18 protein-coding genes are annotated in these 16,497 nt (G+C 49.9%); 11 read left to right on the forward strand and 7 right to left on the reverse strand.

The window, feature by feature from the left end:
• Window positions 1-10: 10 nt before the first annotated feature.
• From AC8GE9_RS02315 to AC8GE9_RS02340, 6 genes are all read left to right on the forward strand, one after another.
• On the forward strand, window positions 11-952 hold the full coding sequence (locus tag AC8GE9_RS02315; protein ID WP_506675494.1) for an ABC transporter permease: 942 nt from the start codon (window positions 11-13) through the stop codon (window positions 950-952).
• On the forward strand, window positions 952-1,842 hold the full coding sequence (locus AC8GE9_RS02320; RefSeq protein ID WP_506675495.1) for an ABC transporter permease: 891 nt from the start codon (window positions 952-954) through the stop codon (window positions 1,840-1,842). The genes AC8GE9_RS02315 and AC8GE9_RS02320 overlap by 1 nt, the downstream gene beginning before the upstream one ends.
• Window positions 1,843-1,855: 13 nt before the next feature.
• Complete coding sequence (locus tag AC8GE9_RS02325; RefSeq protein WP_506675496.1) at window positions 1,856-2,848, forward strand: ABC transporter ATP-binding protein; 993 nt, start codon at window positions 1,856-1,858, stop codon at window positions 2,846-2,848.
• Window positions 2,849-2,883: 35 nt separating this feature from the next.
• Complete coding sequence (locus tag AC8GE9_RS02330; protein WP_506675497.1) at window positions 2,884-3,870, forward strand: ABC transporter ATP-binding protein; 987 nt, start codon at window positions 2,884-2,886, stop codon at window positions 3,868-3,870.
• A gap of 186 nt (window positions 3,871-4,056) precedes the next feature.
• Window positions 4,057-4,515: a mobile mystery protein A gene (locus AC8GE9_RS02335; RefSeq protein WP_506675498.1), complete on the forward strand. Its 459-nt coding sequence runs from the start codon at window positions 4,057-4,059 to the stop codon at window positions 4,513-4,515.
• An 11-nt stretch (window positions 4,516-4,526) separates the two neighbouring features.
• Entirely contained in the window at window positions 4,527-5,108 is a 582-nt protein-coding gene (locus tag AC8GE9_RS02340; protein WP_506675499.1) for a mobile mystery protein B, read from the forward strand.
• Between the two features lie 13 nt (window positions 5,109-5,121).
• Here AC8GE9_RS02340 and AC8GE9_RS02345 read toward each other — a convergent pair whose 3' ends face one another.
• Window positions 5,122-6,006, reverse strand: coding sequence for a LysR family transcriptional regulator (locus AC8GE9_RS02345; RefSeq protein ID WP_506675500.1), 885 nt, complete (start codon window positions 6,004-6,006; stop codon window positions 5,122-5,124).
• Between the two features lie 148 nt (window positions 6,007-6,154).
• On the opposite strand from AC8GE9_RS02345, the gene AC8GE9_RS02350 reads away from it, so the two are divergent.
• The 4 genes from AC8GE9_RS02350 (at window position 6,155) to AC8GE9_RS02365 (ending at window position 10,270) form a co-directional block, all read left to right on the forward strand.
• Window positions 6,155-7,132: a tripartite tricarboxylate transporter substrate binding protein gene (locus AC8GE9_RS02350; RefSeq protein WP_506675501.1), complete on the forward strand. Its 978-nt coding sequence runs from the start codon at window positions 6,155-6,157 to the stop codon at window positions 7,130-7,132.
• An 82-nt stretch (window positions 7,133-7,214) separates the two neighbouring features.
• Window positions 7,215-7,739 carry a GlcG/HbpS family heme-binding protein gene (locus AC8GE9_RS02355; protein WP_506675502.1) on the forward strand — a complete coding sequence of 175 codons (525 nt, stop codon included), beginning with the start codon at window positions 7,215-7,217 and terminating at the stop codon, window positions 7,737-7,739.
• Between the two features lie 114 nt (window positions 7,740-7,853).
• Window positions 7,854-8,576 carry an SDR family oxidoreductase gene (locus AC8GE9_RS02360; protein WP_506675503.1) on the forward strand — a complete coding sequence of 241 codons (723 nt, stop codon included), beginning with the start codon at window positions 7,854-7,856 and terminating at the stop codon, window positions 8,574-8,576.
• Between the two features lie 11 nt (window positions 8,577-8,587).
• Entirely contained in the window at window positions 8,588-10,270 is a 1,683-nt protein-coding gene (locus tag AC8GE9_RS02365; RefSeq protein WP_506675504.1) for an FAD-dependent oxidoreductase, read from the forward strand.
• A gap of 18 nt (window positions 10,271-10,288) precedes the next feature.
• Here AC8GE9_RS02365 and AC8GE9_RS02370 read toward each other — a convergent pair whose 3' ends face one another.
• The 4 genes from AC8GE9_RS02370 to AC8GE9_RS02385 all read right to left on the reverse strand — a co-directional run bounded on the left by AC8GE9_RS02370 (window position 10,289) and on the right by AC8GE9_RS02385 (window position 14,046).
• Window positions 10,289-12,067: a thiamine pyrophosphate-binding protein gene (locus AC8GE9_RS02370; RefSeq protein ID WP_506675505.1), complete on the reverse strand. Its 1,779-nt coding sequence runs from the start codon at window positions 12,065-12,067 to the stop codon at window positions 10,289-10,291.
• A 36-nt stretch (window positions 12,068-12,103) separates the two neighbouring features.
• Window positions 12,104-12,499 carry a cupin domain-containing protein gene (locus tag AC8GE9_RS02375; RefSeq protein WP_506675506.1) on the reverse strand — a complete coding sequence of 132 codons (396 nt, stop codon included), beginning with the start codon at window positions 12,497-12,499 and terminating at the stop codon, window positions 12,104-12,106.
• Window positions 12,500-12,541: 42 nt separating this feature from the next.
• Entirely contained in the window at window positions 12,542-13,513 is a 972-nt protein-coding gene (locus AC8GE9_RS02380) for a tripartite tricarboxylate transporter substrate binding protein (RefSeq protein ID WP_506675507.1), read from the reverse strand.
• A 92-nt stretch (window positions 13,514-13,605) separates the two neighbouring features.
• Window positions 13,606-14,046 (reverse strand): GlcG/HbpS family heme-binding protein, encoded by a 441-nt coding sequence (locus tag AC8GE9_RS02385; protein WP_506675508.1) that lies wholly within the window; start codon window positions 14,044-14,046, stop codon window positions 13,606-13,608.
• 107 nt (window positions 14,047-14,153) lie between these two features.
• Here AC8GE9_RS02385 and AC8GE9_RS02390 point away from each other — a divergent pair, with 107 nt between their 5' ends.
• Entirely contained in the window at window positions 14,154-14,576 is a 423-nt protein-coding gene (locus AC8GE9_RS02390; protein ID WP_506675509.1) for a VOC family protein, read from the forward strand.
• Window positions 14,577-14,611: 35 nt separating this feature from the next.
• On the opposite strand, the gene AC8GE9_RS02395 is transcribed toward AC8GE9_RS02390, so the two are convergent.
• Window positions 14,612-15,904: a TRAP transporter large permease gene (locus AC8GE9_RS02395; RefSeq protein ID WP_506675510.1), complete on the reverse strand. Its 1,293-nt coding sequence runs from the start codon at window positions 15,902-15,904 to the stop codon at window positions 14,612-14,614.
• Window positions 15,901-16,491 carry a TRAP transporter small permease subunit gene (locus AC8GE9_RS02400; protein WP_506675511.1) on the reverse strand — a complete coding sequence of 197 codons (591 nt, stop codon included), beginning with the start codon at window positions 16,489-16,491 and terminating at the stop codon, window positions 15,901-15,903. Before AC8GE9_RS02400 ends, AC8GE9_RS02395 begins: the two co-directional genes overlap by 4 nt.
• Between the last annotated feature and the right edge of the window lie 6 nt (window positions 16,492-16,497).

Consider the following 16,497-nt stretch of genomic DNA (forward strand, 5'->3'; position numbering starts at 1 on the left):
CTCCAACATTATGTTTAGTTACATTGTTCGCAGGGTATTTGCGACCATACCGGTCATGCTGATCGTCGCCCTGTTTGTGTTCAGCTTGCTCTATATCGCACCGGGCGATCCGGCTGTCGTGATTGCGGGCGACCAAGCTAGTCCGGCAGACGTCGAAAAAATCAGAGCAGGTTTAGGTTTGGATAGGCCTTTCCTCGTCCGCTTCTCTGAATGGTTTTTTAATCTTTTACGTGGTGACCTTGGTGTCTCCATGTTCACCAATATTCCTGTCAGCGAGTTGATCGGTCAACGGATCGAGCCCACTTTGTCGTTGATGGCGTTGACCCTTGTACTCGCAATCGGTATCGCTGTGCCGATCGGTGTCTTGGCCGCTTGGAAGGCCGGGACATGGATCGATCGTGGCGTGATGGCGATTTCGGTCGTTGGCTTTTCCGTTCCGGTGTTCGTGGTTGGCTATTTGCTGAGCTTTTTCTTTTCGCTAGAGCTTGATTGGCTGCCTGTGCAAGGCTATGTGTCCTATAAAAAGGGCTTCGGTGTTTGGTTTGAACACTTGATTCTGCCCGCGATTGCCTTAGGCTTTGTGTATATCGCGCTGATTGCGCGTATCACGCGTGCCACGATGCTCGAAGTGTTGTCACAAGATTACATCCGTACTGCCAAGGCCAAGGGCATGGGGCAGGCGGGTATCTTGTTTATTCATGCGCTGAAAAATGCGGCTGTTCCTGTTGTCACGGTGATTGGTATTGGTGTTGCTTTGCTGATTGGCGGTGCGGTGGTGACAGAAAGTGTGTTTGCGATTCCCGGTTTGGGACGTTTGACTATCGATGCGATTGTGCGCCGCGACTATCCGCTGATTCAGGGACTGGTTGTCGTGTTCAGCTTTGTTTACGTGTTGGTCAACCTCGCCGTTGACGTGATCTACACCATCGTTGATCCCAGGATTCGTTACTAATGACTCAATTTGCTGCTGCCCCCCCATTACCGGATTTGCTCAAACCACGTCGCCAACGCAAAGGCTTCTTTGGTTTCCTGCTCAATAATCCGACGATCGCTTTCGGTGCAGGCCTGTTGCTTGCGATGCTCTTTATCGCAGTGTTCGCGCCTTGGCTTGGTACGGTTGATCCGACCGAGCTGGCTCCGCGTAATCGCAACCTCGCGCCTTCCGCTAAAAACTGGTTTGGAACCGATGCCTTTGGACGAGATATTTATTCGCGCGTGATGTATGGCGCAAGGGTGTCTCTGACGATTGGTTTTGCTGTCGCCATTTTGGCCTCTACGATTGGTCTGGTGATCGGTTTGATCTCAGGGACTTTCCGCCGCGCCGACGCCATCATCATGCGCGTGATGGATGGCTTGATGTCTATTCCTCCGATCCTCTTGGCGATTGCCTTAATGGCCTTGACCCGTGCGAGTGTGGAAAACGTGGTGATCGCGATTACGATCGCAGAGATTCCAAGGGTATCGCGACTGGTGCGAGGGGTGGTGTTGTCCCTCAGAGAGCAAGCATATGTCGATGCCGCGATTTCTTGCGGTTGCCGTATGCCGATGCTGATCTGGCGGCACATTTTGCCCAATACCTTGGCGCCACTGACCGTGCAGGCGACCTATATTTGCGCTTCTGCGATGATCACCGAGTCCATTCTGTCGTTTATCGGCGCGGGTGTACCTCCGATCATTCCTTCGTGGGGCAACATCATGGCCGATGGTCGAACACTGTTCCAGATCCTGCCTTACATCATCTTTTTCCCAGCGGTTTTCTTGTCGTTCACCGTGCTGGCTGTCAACCTGATGGGTGACGGTTTCCGTGACGTGCTCGATCCTCGCAAGTCGAAAACAAGCTGATTGGAGAATTCTCTTGGCCTTATTAGAAGTTGAAAACCTTCAGACGCACTTTCGTACACCAGACGGTATTAACCGCGCTGTAGATGGCGTGAGCTTTGTTGTAAACGAAGGCGAGACGCTCGCCATTGTGGGTGAATCCGGTTGCGGCAAGTCCGTGACCGCCATGTCGATTTTGCGTTTGATTCCCGAGCCTCCAGGAAAAATTGCTGGTTCGATTAAATTTATGGGCAAGGAATTGCTCAACATGTCGGATAAAGAAATGCGCGCCATCCGTGGCGATGCGATTTCGATGATTTTCCAGGAGCCGATGACCAGTTTGAATCCTGTTTTAAAGATTCGTCGTCAGCTTAGCGAGACCTTGCGTTTGCATCAGAACATCACCAAGGAACAGGCGAGTGCGCGTTCGTTGGAGTTGATGAATCTCGTCGGGATTGCCGAGCCCGAGCGTCGTCTGGACGAATATCCGCACCAACTCTCTGGTGGGATGCGTCAGCGCGTGATGATTGCAATGGCGCTTGCTTGTGATCCCAAGCTCTTAATCGCTGATGAGCCCACAACCGCCTTGGACGTGACGATTCAGGCGCAGATTTTGGATCTGATGGCCGATCTTAAACACAAGATCGGTGCTGCGATTGTCCTGATCACGCACGATCTGGGCGTGGTGGCTGAAGTCGCCGAACGCGTCATGGTGATGTACGCCGGTCGCAAAGTCGAAGAAGCGCCAGTCAAAGAATTGTTCGCCAATCCTTTGCATCCGTATACCCAAGGTTTGCTCGGTGCGGTGCCTAAGCTGGGCGCTTCGATCGAAGGTCATTCGACCCGATTAAAAGAAATCCCCGGTTTGGTTCCGAGCTTAAAAAATAAGATTCAAGGTTGCGTGTTCGCTTCACGATGCCCCTTGGCAAAAGGGCCTTGTCATGAGATTGCGCCCGCCATGCAAATTAGAGAAGGCGGGCATCAAGTCGCCTGCCATTTTGCTGGCGAAGTGGCGTTTGCCAATGACTAAGTTTGCTCATGACTCACACGAATTAGGTTATCCGAATGTCTAAGTCCGCTATAGTGCCCTTGCTCGAAGTCCGTCAGATTCAAAAATTCTTTCCGATTAAAACCGGTTTGTTTAGCAGGGTCACGGGTCACGTGCACGCCGTCGATGGTGTATCTTTTTCAATCGAAAAGGGCGAGACACTTGCGTTGGTGGGTGAGTCCGGGTGTGGCAAGTCCACGGTCGGTCGCTCGATCTTGCGTTTGTTCGATCTGACGTCTGGAGAAGTGATTCTCGACGGGACCCGCATCGATAATTTGTCTGCCAGCGCTTTGCGCCCATTGCGCAAGCGTATCGCGGTGATTTTTCAGGATCCGTTTTCCAGCCTGAACCCACGCATGCGTGTGTACGACATCATCGCCGAGCCGATCCGTAACTTTGGTCTTGAGACTGACGAAGCCAAAATCAAAGAGCGCGTGGCGTATTTATTAGATAAAGTGCGTTTGTCCAAAGATGCCGGTGAGCGTTGGCCGCACGAGTTTTCAGGTGGCCAGCGTCAGCGTATTTGTATCGCGCGCGCATTGGCGGCCGAGCCTGATCTGATTATTTGCGACGAGGCCGTCTCGGCGCTCGACGTGTCAGTCAAAGCCCAGATCGTCAACCTGTTGCAGGATCTACAAAAAGAACTCGGTCTGGCTTTGCTCTTTATTAGCCATGACTTGGCTATCGTCGAACACATGACGCATCGTGTGGCGGTGATGTATCTCGGCCGCATAGTCGAGCTCGCGACGCGCACGGAGCTGTTTTCTGATCCCAAGCATCCATATACGTCGGCCTTGCTCTCGGCCGTTCCAGTTCCCGATCCTGAAAAAAAGACCGTCCGTACTGTGTTGCAAGGCGATGTGCCGAGCCCCGTCAAACGTCCCACGGGCTGCCACTTTCATACGCGCTGCCCCGAGGCGATAGATATCTGCAAGACCCAAGAGCCTAAGCAAACCATTCTGCCTTCTGGGCGAATGGTGGCGTGCCATTTGCGTGAGGTTTAAACGGTAACAATTCCGTTACTAAAAAGACGCTTAACAGGCACAATTCCTTATGGAATTTTGGCAAACTCCCTTCTGGTGATCTGGAAGGGAGTTTTTTAATTTTTGATTTCCATAGGTTTCATATTTATTGATTTATTGAATCTTATAGGTTATATTTAGTTCATTAAAATGAAACCTTTAAGTTATATGAAAAATCAATTTAGAGATTTGCAACTTCACCAGACAGATGAACTTCTTGCTCGAATGACTTCTTTGTGCATGAGTCCGCGTCCAAGGTCAGGCTGGGTGAAAAGCATACGTGAAGCGCTTGGTATGTCCGCCTCAGCTTTTGCCCGTCGTCTTGGTATGTCGCATGCGGGTGTTCGCAAACTGGAGTTAGCAGAGGCGAATGATGCTATTAGCCTCGCCAGTTTGCGCAAGATGGCGGAGGCATTGGATTGCGAGCTGCACTATGCGCTCATACCCAGAACAAGTTTGGCGCAGCAACTTCAGGCGCGAGCTGAAGTGGTGGTTACGGAGCGAATGCGTCCGATACTGCACACAATGGCTCTCGAAGATCAGGCGGTTCAGAGTTCAGTAAACAAATTCCAGTTCGAGTCGTCAGTCAAGGATTTGATTGAGGGTTCACGTCGTGAATTATGGTGAGAAAGTTAAGCATGCTGTTTATTTATCCAAATGGGGTAACGCCCCTAGACCCTGATGAGGCTGCAGGTTTATTACCTTCGCATATTTCATTACAAGTTGATTTGAACGGTTGGGAAAAAACAAATATTAGTCAGGGTGAGGAGTGGGCCTCTCGCCAAAAAAAGAGAGATTTATTGCAAGAGGGGTTCGTTCGCGACCTTCATCGAAAGATGTTTGATCGAACATGGCAATGGGCGGGAACATTTCGTCAGAGTAATAAAAACATTGGTGTGGATTGGACTCAAATTTCAGTCAAACTCCGCATTTTACTCGACAACACGCGTTACTGGATTGATCACCACGTCTACGAAACGGATGAAACGGTTGTTAGGTTTCATCATCAGTTGGTCTGGATCCATCCTTTTCCCAATGGAAATGGTCGGCATGCGCGAATGATGGCAGATCACTTGATTATTCGATTGGGTCGACCTAGATTGTCATGGGGTTCAGCGTCACTCGAAACCATTGGCTCTACGAGGGCGAGGTATTTAGCTGCTCTTCGCGCAGCAGATCAATCTGAGTACAGGGATCTCATCGAGTTTGCTCGGAGTTAGTGATAGTGCAAGATCATTTGTACTTCAATAGAAAGTTGGCGAATGCTTCAACTGCGGGGGACATGGTTGTGTCGAGTCTGCGCATCAAGCAGACTCTTCTCTTAATGAGTGGTTTGTTAAGTTGACGCCACTTTGTTTTGGTGGCGTCCGCAAGAGATGTGGCATATTTGGGAACAATCGCGATACCCAAACCTTCTGCTGCGAGGCCTATGAGTGTTCCCACATAGTTTGCTTCAAAAAAGGGTTCAGGTGAAATACCTGCCTTCGCAAATCCTTTCTCTGAAAGTTCTCTAAAAACACTGCCAAATTTCGGCAATAACAAGCTTTCTCCTTCTAGGTGTTTCCAATCCAGTTTTTTAATACGGCTCAGTGCATGATCAGAAGAAAAAATTGCGACCATCGACTCATCGAATAGATCTTGCGTATGAAGACCAGACTCTGTCCGCCTCAGCGTGCCCACTCCGAGGTCTGCAGTTCCATTGCGGATTTGATTGATCACTTCATCGGGGAGAGAGTCTTTTAGGACGAGTTCGATATCGGGAAATTCTCTTTTAAAGCCAGCAATGACTTTTGCAAGGTATGTACTCGATAAAACGAGCGGGGCAGCAATAACAACCTTGCCAGTTCTGTGGGCAAGCCATTTGTTTACATTGGTGCGCGCATGATCCAGATCGGTCAATATTCGGTTGGAGCTTGCGAGAAACTCTATCCCGACTTGTGTCAGCGCAAGTTGACGCGTTGTTCGATCGAACAGTTTGACCCCCATAGATTTCTCAAGTTCACGGACAAGCTGACTGAGAGCAGATTGTGTCAAATGCATTGCTTTAGCTGCCTTAGTAAAGCTTTCAAGCTTTGCGGTGAGGGAAAAAGCTTGCAATTGCCTAATTGTTATATTCATAAGAAATATTAATTAATCAATTAGAAATATTTGTTTGAATTGTAAGTCTTCGGATCCTAATATCAAAGCGTTCAGAAGACGTGGTCTATGTCCGGTCTGTTAACAGCTTTTGAAGGAGACGCGCATCTTTAAGTATGCGTGATAAAAAATGAAAAAATTGAGCTTGCTATTAAAAGTCCTGAGCGTGGCGATGTTGTTGACTAGCCCTCATATCACCACGCAGGCGCAAGATAAGTTTCCCGCTAAACAGGTGCGTGTGGTCGTTGGATTTCCGGCAGGTAGCGCTACCGACGTAGCGACCCGTATCGTGGCGAACCAATTGAGTCAGGAAATGGGGCAGTCGTTCATTGTGGAGAATAGACCTGGTGCGAGTAGCGATATTGCTGCCAAAGCCGTCGCTGGCTCTCCTGCGGATGGTTATACCCTGTTTGTTCTCACCATTGCCAACGTCATCAATGCAAGTTCTGGTAAGTCAGACTTCGCAAATATAGAAAAAAGTTTTTCTCCTGTTGCGATGATTGGTAGTGTCCCAATCATGTTGGTCGCGAATGCAGAACTTAATTTGAGATCTGTAAAAGATTTAGTCACTGCTGCCAAGGCCAAACCTAAAGCGATTTCTTATGCGTCTTCAGGAAATGGTACGGCACCTCATTTATCCGGTGAGTTATTTGCGAAAGTAGCAGGAGTTGATATTTTGCATGTGCCATACAAGGGTAGCTCCCAGGCTGTGACAGATTTACTGGCTGGAAGGGTCAATATTATGTTTGCTCCTGCTTCGACAGTCTTGCCTCATACCAAGTCCGGGAAATTGTATGGTCTAGGTGTGGCAAGTCCAAGCCGTATTCCCTCTGCCCCTGATTTGCCAACGCTTTCTGAGTCCGGGTTAAAAGATTTTGAAAGCTCGGTGTGGTTCGGGTTAGTCGCACCGGCAGGCACTCCGCTGAACGCTATTTCGGCTCTATCTAGCGGGGTTAGTCGCGCGCTTGCGAATGCTCAAGTTCAGGATCAGCTTGCAAAACAAGGTGTGGTGCCGATTGAAGGAGACCCTAAAGTGTTCGCAGGCTTTATACAAACAGAAACTAAAAAATGGACTGCTGTGATTAAGGAAGCAAACGTTCAGATGTGAGTTTCTTTAAGATTTTCAGTTCAATTTTGAATTTGATTTATAGATATTCAATTTAATTTATTAGGAATTTACGGAAAAAATCATGACAAAACTTACTCTGGCTGAGTGCCGCGAATTTATGAAGGTTGTTGAGGAAAAAGCACTCGAAATGGGCGTGCCAATTTCAACTGCAATTGTGAGTCCTGAGGGTAATCTGCTCGCGCTTGAGCGTATGGATAATGCTGGATTCATCACTCCTGAGACAGCAAAAAGTAAAGCCTTTACGGTTGCCGCTTTTCGCTCCATGAGTCCACGCTTTCAAGACGGTTTGATCATTCAACAATGGTTTAAAGAAAGGAATCCACAAATGCTGATGAATGCTTCGGTATTTACAGGGGGAAAAATCGTTGTGTCAGGAGGCTGTGCACCTATTTTTAAGGGTAACGAGATGGTTGGTGCGTATGGAATCAGCGGTGGCACCTCTGACCAAGACGAAGTGATGGCTCAATATGCGCGGGCTAAAGTTGGTTGGGCTCACAAACCTGTTGATGATGACATGCCGGAGGATGTGAAAAAGCATGTCAATGACATTTATTCGAAAGTGGGTTTGGAGTCAAGAACGCTCTAGAGCTCACCCTGAAAAACCCTAAAAACGTCTAAAAACTCTTGTTGTTGCTGTGAATTCGTTGATAATCTAGATTCATAGCATTACTACGAATAGCAACATAACAAGGGACAAGAAATGACTCAGCCTTTAGCTTTGGTTTTTGGTGGCTCGCGCGGAATTGGCGCAGCCTGCGTGCAAGCTTTGGCACAAGACGGTTTCCGTGTGGCATTTACTTATGTGAGTAAGCCTGACGAAGCTAAGGCCTTAGAGAAAGCGGGACAGATTAAAGCGTATGCCGCAGATGTCTGTGACGCTGCAGCAGTGCAGAGCGCTTTTGCTCACGCGATTAAAGATTTTGGTACACGTCCTCAGGTGGTCGTGGTCAATGCCGGGATCAATCAACCTTACATCCCAATGGGACAGTTTACGCACGACAACTTCCGCAGACTGATGGAGGTCAATGTTTTTGGTGCGTTCAACGTATTGACGGAGGCTGCAAAAGAGGTATTGGATGGTGGTTCGATCATTGGTATCACGACCTCTATGGTGCGTAATGCCGTACCAGGTGGCGGGCCCTATACAGCAACAAAAGCTGCAGTCGAGTCTTTGCTCCGCTCGATGGGCAAGGAACTGGGTCCGCGTGGAGTGCGTGTGAATGGCGTGGCGCCAGGCGCAGTCGATACGGATTTGTTTAATGCTGGAAAAACAGACGAAGCCAAACAGCGCGCTGCCTCTATGAGCCCCTTCAACCGGATCGGCAAGCCTAACGAAGTCGCGGATGTGGTTGCTTATCTTGCCTCGAATCGCGCATCCTGGATTCATGGTCAGATTATTCAGCCAAACGGTGGCTTGATCTAAGTCAGACGCTTATGCGCGATCAATACGATGTGATTGTTGTTGGCAGCGGCGCAGCTGGACTGTGTGCCGCCGCTGTTGCAGCCAAGCAAAGTCAAACCGTGTTGCTCCTCGAGTCTGCCTCTCTGATCGGCGGCACGACCGCCATTTCTGGTGGGATGGTCTGGGTGCCGGCCAATCACAAAATGCAAGAGATCGGGCTTGATGACAGCCTCGAGAACACCAAGCGTTATCTGCAGCATACGGTGACGGGTTCTGACGAGAAAATGGAAGCGTTTTTAGCGACCTCGGACGAGGCTATTCGTTATCTCGAGCAACACACTTCACTCAAACTGCGGCCTGTTAAACGATATCCTGATTACTATCCCGACCTCCCGGGAGCAACCTTGGGTGGGCGTGTCTTAGAACCCGTGCCCTTTGATGGCAGTGAACTTGGGGCGCATTTTGCTCATCTACGCTGGCCTTTGCCTGAGTTTATGTTGTTTGGCGCAATGATGATTAGCCGTGAGGATATTCCTCACCTGCGTCGTGTGGGTCAGTCACTTCAGTCAACGATGCATACGTTTAAATTAGTCGCACAATATGCCAAACAACGCATGAGGCATCTGCGCGGCACCACGCTTTACCTTGGTAATGCATTAGCAGGACGACTATATAAATCTGTTTTAGACTTGGGTGTCGAAGTGCGGGTTGATACCTCTGTTGTGAGGTTGTTGAGTACGAGCGACCGCTGTAGCGTGACGGGTGTAGAGGTGCGTGATAATGGTCAGCTACGTCAATTCTTTGCTAATAAGGCGGTGATTCTTGCAACGGGAGGTCTGTCTCACAGCACGGCTCTCAGACGTCATTACATCCCTGAGGGGGTGAGTGATGTCACAGCTTGTGCAGAGTCTGAGTCGCTCAATCGAGGTGCGGAGTTGGCGCTGGATGCCACGGATGTGCTGTTGTCCGCGCCGACTCAGCAGGGTGGATTCTGGGTGCCCGCCTCCGTTTTTCAACGCGCAGACCACTCTCTTGGTGTCTATCCACACACCGTGACAGATCGAGCCAAGCCTGGCCTGATTGCAGTCAATCAACAGGGGCGGCGTTTTGTAAACGAAGCCGTTTCTTATCATGAATTTGTCAAAGCGCAGGTAGATCCTCAAAACCATGCCGTGCCTGCATACCTGATTTGTGACAGTCGCTTTCTCTGGAAATATGGTCTCGGCAAAATTAAGCCTTTTACCTATCGTCTTGATGCAGATATTGCCTCGGGCTACTTAAAACGCGCCGAGACTCTGGAGGATTTGGGTGGAAAACTCGGGTTGCCGATTAATGCCTTAGCCAGTACGGTCAATACATTTAATCAATATGCAGCCTCGGGTGAAGATCCCGAGTTTGGTCGCGGTGCGAATGCGTATCAGCGCCATTTGGGTGACGCCGATCAGCAGCCTAACCCCTGTGTGGCGGTCATTGCCCGTGCACCGTTTTATGCCGTCGAAGTGATTCCCTCTGATCTCGGCATGTCCGCAGGAATGCAAACAGACGTGCATGCACGTGTTCTTGGCGCTGACAACAGACCGATCACGGGACTGTATGCGTGCGGCAATGATATGGCATCAGTGATGAATGGTGCCTATCCGGGACCGGGCATTACGCTCGGCCCCGCATTGACGTTTGCCTATATCGCTGCAAAACATGCTGCGCGACGCTTATAAACTAAGGCTCGTCTAGCGTTAGCGGGCGTGTGGCTTGCCGTAAATCGGCTCCTTGTAAGGAATCGGTGGCAACTGCCACGTTCCTGTTGAGGGTGGACGTATATTCGCATCAACATGGACATCGATCAAACAAGGCCGTTTGTTCTTGATTGCGCGTTCTATCGCACCTTTAAGATCTTGGGGCTTGGTGACGGTCATGCCATCTGCGCCACAGGCTCTCGCCCACGCAGCGAAGTCAGGGTTGTACTGTTCACCGGTTTGGCCTTTGTAAAACGCAGTGCCGATTTCGCGACCATCGAACAAACCATATTGGAGATCGCGAATCGCGCCCCAGGCAAAGTTATTCCAAACGATCCAGACAACAGGCAGGTTGTATTCAACAGCTGTACAGAGGACATAAGGCGCCATGGTGAAACCGCCATCTCCGACCACGGCCACGCAGGGCCGGTCAGGCGCAGCAAGCTGCGCGCCCAGGACGCCACACACACCAAAGCCCATCGAAGAGTAGCCCCAGCTATTGAGCATGCTTTGTGGTCGCTTGGCACGCCAAAATTGCATAAACCAGTTGTGATGTACACCTGAGTCGAGACATAGGATGGCATCGTCGGGAAGCATTTGCTGAACAGCACTGACTACAAACTCAGGCCGCAAGGGGCTGGTCGAGTCGGTAAAGTGCGGTGCGACAAACGTATTCCATTCACTTTGCCAGCCTTGGACTTGTTCGCGCCAGGGTGCCCAATTTTTTTCATTAATACTGGTTCTGCTCGAGGCGCCTGCCAGCAACTGACCCATGAACGTTTTGGCGTCAGCAATGATGCCGAGTGTGGGGGGATAGTTACGACCCAGTTCTTGCGGGTCGATATCAATATGGATCAGCTTAGTCGTTGGGAAATTCCAGGAATACCCAGGAATCCACGTCGAGGAGGAGCGATCGTCAAAGCGTGTCCCAATCGTCAGTACCAGATCGGCAAAGCGGCCAGCTTGATTGGCGGGATATGCGCCATTGCGACCGATAAAGCCAAGGGCAAGGGGGTTGTTACCATCGATACAGCCCATACCATTAGGCGAGGTGATGACGGGGATACCGTAATGGTTGACGAACTCAGTGATCTCAGGTCCGGCCTCGGCAAGCGTTGCACCATGACCGATAAACAATACCGGTTGTCGGGCTTGCTCAAGCATATCTAACACAGCTTTGATATCGTAGTCACTGGCGCCTGGACGGTGAGGGCGATCGAGTTGCGAGAGTGCGGGTAACTCTACGTCCGCCTCTTCTTGAAAAACGTTGTACGGAATATCAAGATTGACCGGACCTGGACGGCCTGTGACCATCGTGTCCATGGCTTGACGCAAGGCCAGTGGCAACATATCGACGCGCGTGGGTTGGAATGCGCGCTTGACCACAGGGCGCAAGACCTGCGCAAAGTCAGCCTGATTGTGTTTGTAGAGCTCTTGAAAAGGTGCGCGATTGTGTTGTGAGGTGGGTACGTTGGCGGTAATCGCCATAAACGCCGATGAGTCTGAAAGCGCGGTCGCTAAGGACATCACCATATTGGCTGAGCCAGGACCTGTGGAGGTGAGTGTCGCGACTGGGCGGTGTTTGACGCGGTAGTATGCATCTGCCATATGTCCGGCACATTGCTCATGCCGAGGCGAGATCAGCTGAATTTTGTCTCGGACATCGTACAAAGCATCCAAAATACCGACGTTGCCGTGTCCACAAATACCAAAGATGTAAGGCACACGCTCTTGCACCAAGGTCTCGGCGATCAGCTGACCGCCCTTCATCATCGCCATTTTATTATCCGCTGGGTGGGGGTTGAAACAAAAAAATCAAACAGGCGTTTCGCTGTCGTGGGCGGGGGTCGTGATCACGAGAAACACCAGGGTATCGAGACCCGTATTAGAAAAACTATGTCTAACCCCTGGAGGAATGTAGACATAGTCATGCTCACGCATCAGTTTTCTCTCATCGTTCAGAGTCAAGATTCCCTCACCCTTAAGGACATGATAGATCTGCTCTTGAACCTGATGAACATGATCCTCAACAAAAGCCATAGGCTCATAAGAGGAAATCCGGTAGTCAATGCGCTTGCTACCCGAGTTTTCCTCTGAAACCAGTGCTTTGGACAGGGCACCCCCGTGGTGACCGGGAAATTCCTGCCAAAGCACTTCGACAATGTGACGCGTAAAGGCGGTCTTGTTTGTTTTGTGATTAGACTCACTCATACGAATCCTGTCGAGAAGCTGATGTTGAAAAAGTGTTTAGATTTATTGGCGAGGAATATTGGCGCTAATCACCACATCACCGAGTCGCTTAATTTCCGCAGCAATGAAGGCATTGAATTGCTCTGGTGTCGTTGGGGCTGGAATGACACCTTGAGCATTGAGCGACTTCACGACAGCCGGAGAGTTCAGCACCTCGCCTGCATCTTTGGATATTTTGGCGACAACGGCCGATGGCGTTTTACTGGGTGCCATCAAACCATACCAGTGGTCGTAGATCATGCCAGGGATGATTTCTGAGACAGCGGGAATATCGGGCATTAGCGCTGCGCGCTTGTCTGTACTGACGGCCAAAGGTATCAGCTTGCCATCTTTAATAAAGGGAAGTGTCAGACCCAAGGGTGACCAGTAAAATGCAGCGCGCCCTGCAGTTGTGTCCACCAGCGCTTCGCCCGTTCCTTTGTAGGGCACATGCACGATGTCGAGCTTGCCCATTCCTTTGAACATCTCGCCATTAAAGTGCGTGCCGCTGCCAACCCCTGCAGAGGCAAAGTTTAATTTCCCGGGCTGCGCATTAATGAGTTTGATCAGGTCTTGAACACTCTTGACACCAAGAGAGGGCGAGACCACGAGAACGTTTGGTACGCTTGTGCCAAAGGTCACACCGGTGAAGTCTTTGAGTGTGTCGTAAGGTAAGGATTTGTAAAGAGTGGGGTTAATGGCATGTGAGGCCGAGGTAAACATGAGCGTTGTACCGTCGGGTTCAGCTGCCGCGACCATGCGGCTACCGATCGTACCGCCAGCGCCGGGACGGTTGTCCACAATCACGGGTTGGCCCCATTTTTCTTGCAGGCCACGTCCGAGTTCGCGGGCAACGATATCAACCTGGCTGCCGGCCGTGAAGGGCACGATGATTTTGACTGGTTTCGTTGGAAAGTTAGTCTGAGCGACGGCCCCTCCCGCAAGGACTGATCCTAATACTGCGATACCTACGGTTTTTATGACTGTTGAAAGCATGATTATGGTCTCCTGATTGTTATGGTTTTACATAAGCACAACGATTGCAACTGATTCGTCCCGTCGATGTTTCCGACCCTTCTGTAGTATTTTTAACGTATCGCAGCCATCCCTGCCTGAGCGACCTGTGCATCTTGATGTGACATCACGCCTGATACGCCGATCCCACCGATGACTTCGCCGTTTTCAATAATGGGGAAACCACCCTCAAGAGGTGTGACTCCTGGTACGGCCATGAAGCGCAAGCCTTCGCCGCCAGCGGCAATACCATCTTGAAACATTTTTGTTGGGCGCCGGAAATTAACAGCGGTCATTGCTTTGCCAGTCGCAATCGACATACTGGAATGTTGCGTGTGATCGAGCCTTTGGGCGAGCACAAGGCTACCGCTTGAATCAGCAATGACGATTGCCACAGGCCAATGGTTTGCGTTGGCCTCCATTTCTGCCGCTTGCATCATTTTTTTCGCTTGAGCGAGAGTGATCGGACGTCCGTAGGGAAGTGGTTTGTCAAGTATAGGGTTGTCTGTGGCCATTTTATTGTTGCGATGCAGCGTTGAAGGGGTGTCTATTCACGAACTCCTGTCGATCTTATACTAGACCAAGCACCCAAACAACTAGGTGTTTTTACGAGGGGATCGGAATGGCAATCTTGGAAGTTGAGCATATCAATGTTACGACTAGTGATCTTGAGAAAACGAGACGATTCTATACAGAAGTGCTTGGGATGAGAGAGGGGGTTCGCCCGCCGTTTAGCCGCCCCGGTGCATGGATGTATTTGGGTGATCGCGCGATGGTTCATATTTCAACCGGACGAACGCCTACCAGTCAAAGTAGCGATGCCTTCGATCATATTGCCTTTAAAGCGAATGACTTGCTCTCGACGCGCGCGCATCTCAAGCAGTGTGGCGTCGCGTTTAAAGAGTTTAGTGTCCCTGATCGCGAGTTGCATCAGATTTTTATTAGAGATCCCGAGGGCATGCAAATAGAGCTTTTATTTAGTGGAGAAGACGCGCGACTTGCTCTGGCTGAGGCAGGTGCCGTTGATGTGACGCGCGCTTCGTAACCCTAACAAAATAATATTTTCATCCTGTACCTGTTCTACATTTTTCCAGGTAACCAAGTCACGAGTTGGGGAAACACCATCAATAAGAGGGTGAACAGAATAATGATGATGGCATAAGGCAATGCCCCCCACATGACATCGCTGATCGTGCCTGAGTCTGAACGAATCCCGTGAACAACAAATAAATTCATGCCGACAGGAGGTGTGATGAGCCCAAGCTCGCACATCAGGATAATAAATATTCCAAACCAGATTGGATCAATCCCTAGTGCGATCGCAATTGGATACGTCACAGGAATAGTTGCCACCATCATGGATAACACATCCATGAACATGCCCAGAAGTAAATAAAACAAAATTAAACCAAGAATCAGTCCAGTAGATGAAAGGCCGAGGCTAGTGACCCACTTTGTCATGACTTCAGCGACACCGGTCAAACTGATAGTGAGATTTAAGATAAAAGCCGCAGCGATGATCAACAGGATCATGCCGGAGACACGGGCTGTGGAAATAAAGCAGCTACGTAAAAGAGTCCAACTAAAGCGACCAGATTTCAAAACAAAAAAGAGAACAGTCGTCACGCCAAGTGCGGCGCTTTCGGTGGCTGTCGCAATACCAAAGTACAAGCTACCCATCACGACACCAAAGACGATCAGTGGTGCAATGAGATGTTGAGAAATGATGAGTTTATCTTTAAAGCTGACTTTTTCTTCGCGCAGGGTGTTACCACTCAGAATGCTCGTGATCGCGATGTACAGCATGAAGGACGCTGTCAATAACAGTCCAGGGATAATGCCTGCAACAAAAAGTTTACCGATGGAGTTGTTGGTCAACGAGCCATAGATAATCATGTTGACGCTCGGTGGAATCAAAATGCCGAGTGTGCCACCTGCGGCAATCGACCCTAGTGAGGGGCGAATCGGATAGCCACGTTTCATCAAGGAGGGGAGTGCGACGGTAGAAATCGTCGCGGCCGTCGCGACCGATGAGCCGGATGTTGCCGCAAACAATGCACAACTCCCAATATTGGTATGCAGCAGACCACCGGGCAGGCGACCAAACCATGCAGAGAGTGCGAGATACATGCGGTCAGCGATACCGGAGCGCAGGAGTAACTCGCCTAGGAGGACAAAAAGAGGAATGGATGTCAGTAGATTTTCATTCTGGACGCCCCAAAGAACTGGGGCGATCGAATTCATAAAAGGCATGCCGTACACGGCAATACCGCCGATAATGCCGACAAGTGCCATTGAAACTGCAATGGGAATGCCAGCAATCATCATGAAAACCATGACTAAAAACGCGATGATGATGAGGGTGGGATTCATGCTTTTTTCACGATCTCGTCAAGGTTAGAACGTTGCGCTAAGTCATCGAGCTCTTCTTTGAGCTCCTCTTTTGCACTTTTTGGTTGAAACTCAAGAATGAGTTCTTGTTGTTTTCCTGTAAACAACAGATAAGTTGCCCATGCCGCAAAGCAAGAAGAAACAATGGCGAAAATGACTAAGCCGGCATACCAAAGCGATTGTGGATAAATAAGTGGTGTGGCCCAAGGGGTTTGAGCCGTACTACCATAGGTCACGGAGTCGAGCAAAACTTGTATGGTGACCCAACATAGAAATACAGCAAACGCAGCCAGACTGAAGGCTGAAAGCCAGTTCATCAAGGCTTTCAGCCAGTCTGGATAATGTTGATGCAACACATCCACGCGGATGTGATTGCGTCCAAGCACGGCTAGACTAAAAGAGATGGTTGACCCGATGGCCAACGCATAGCCTCCTAGTTCATCTACGCCCTGTAGAGAAACATTAAATAACTTTCGTGCGATTGTCTCGACGGTGACAAGCGCAACGAGTGTCATAAAGATGGTTCCGAACAAAATGCCCAGAATATTTTCAAACCGTGTTTTCATCATGATGCC

This window comes from Zwartia lucis, assembly GCF_965234455.1.
Taxonomy (GTDB): domain Bacteria; phylum Pseudomonadota; class Gammaproteobacteria; order Burkholderiales; family Burkholderiaceae_B; genus Zwartia; species Zwartia lucis.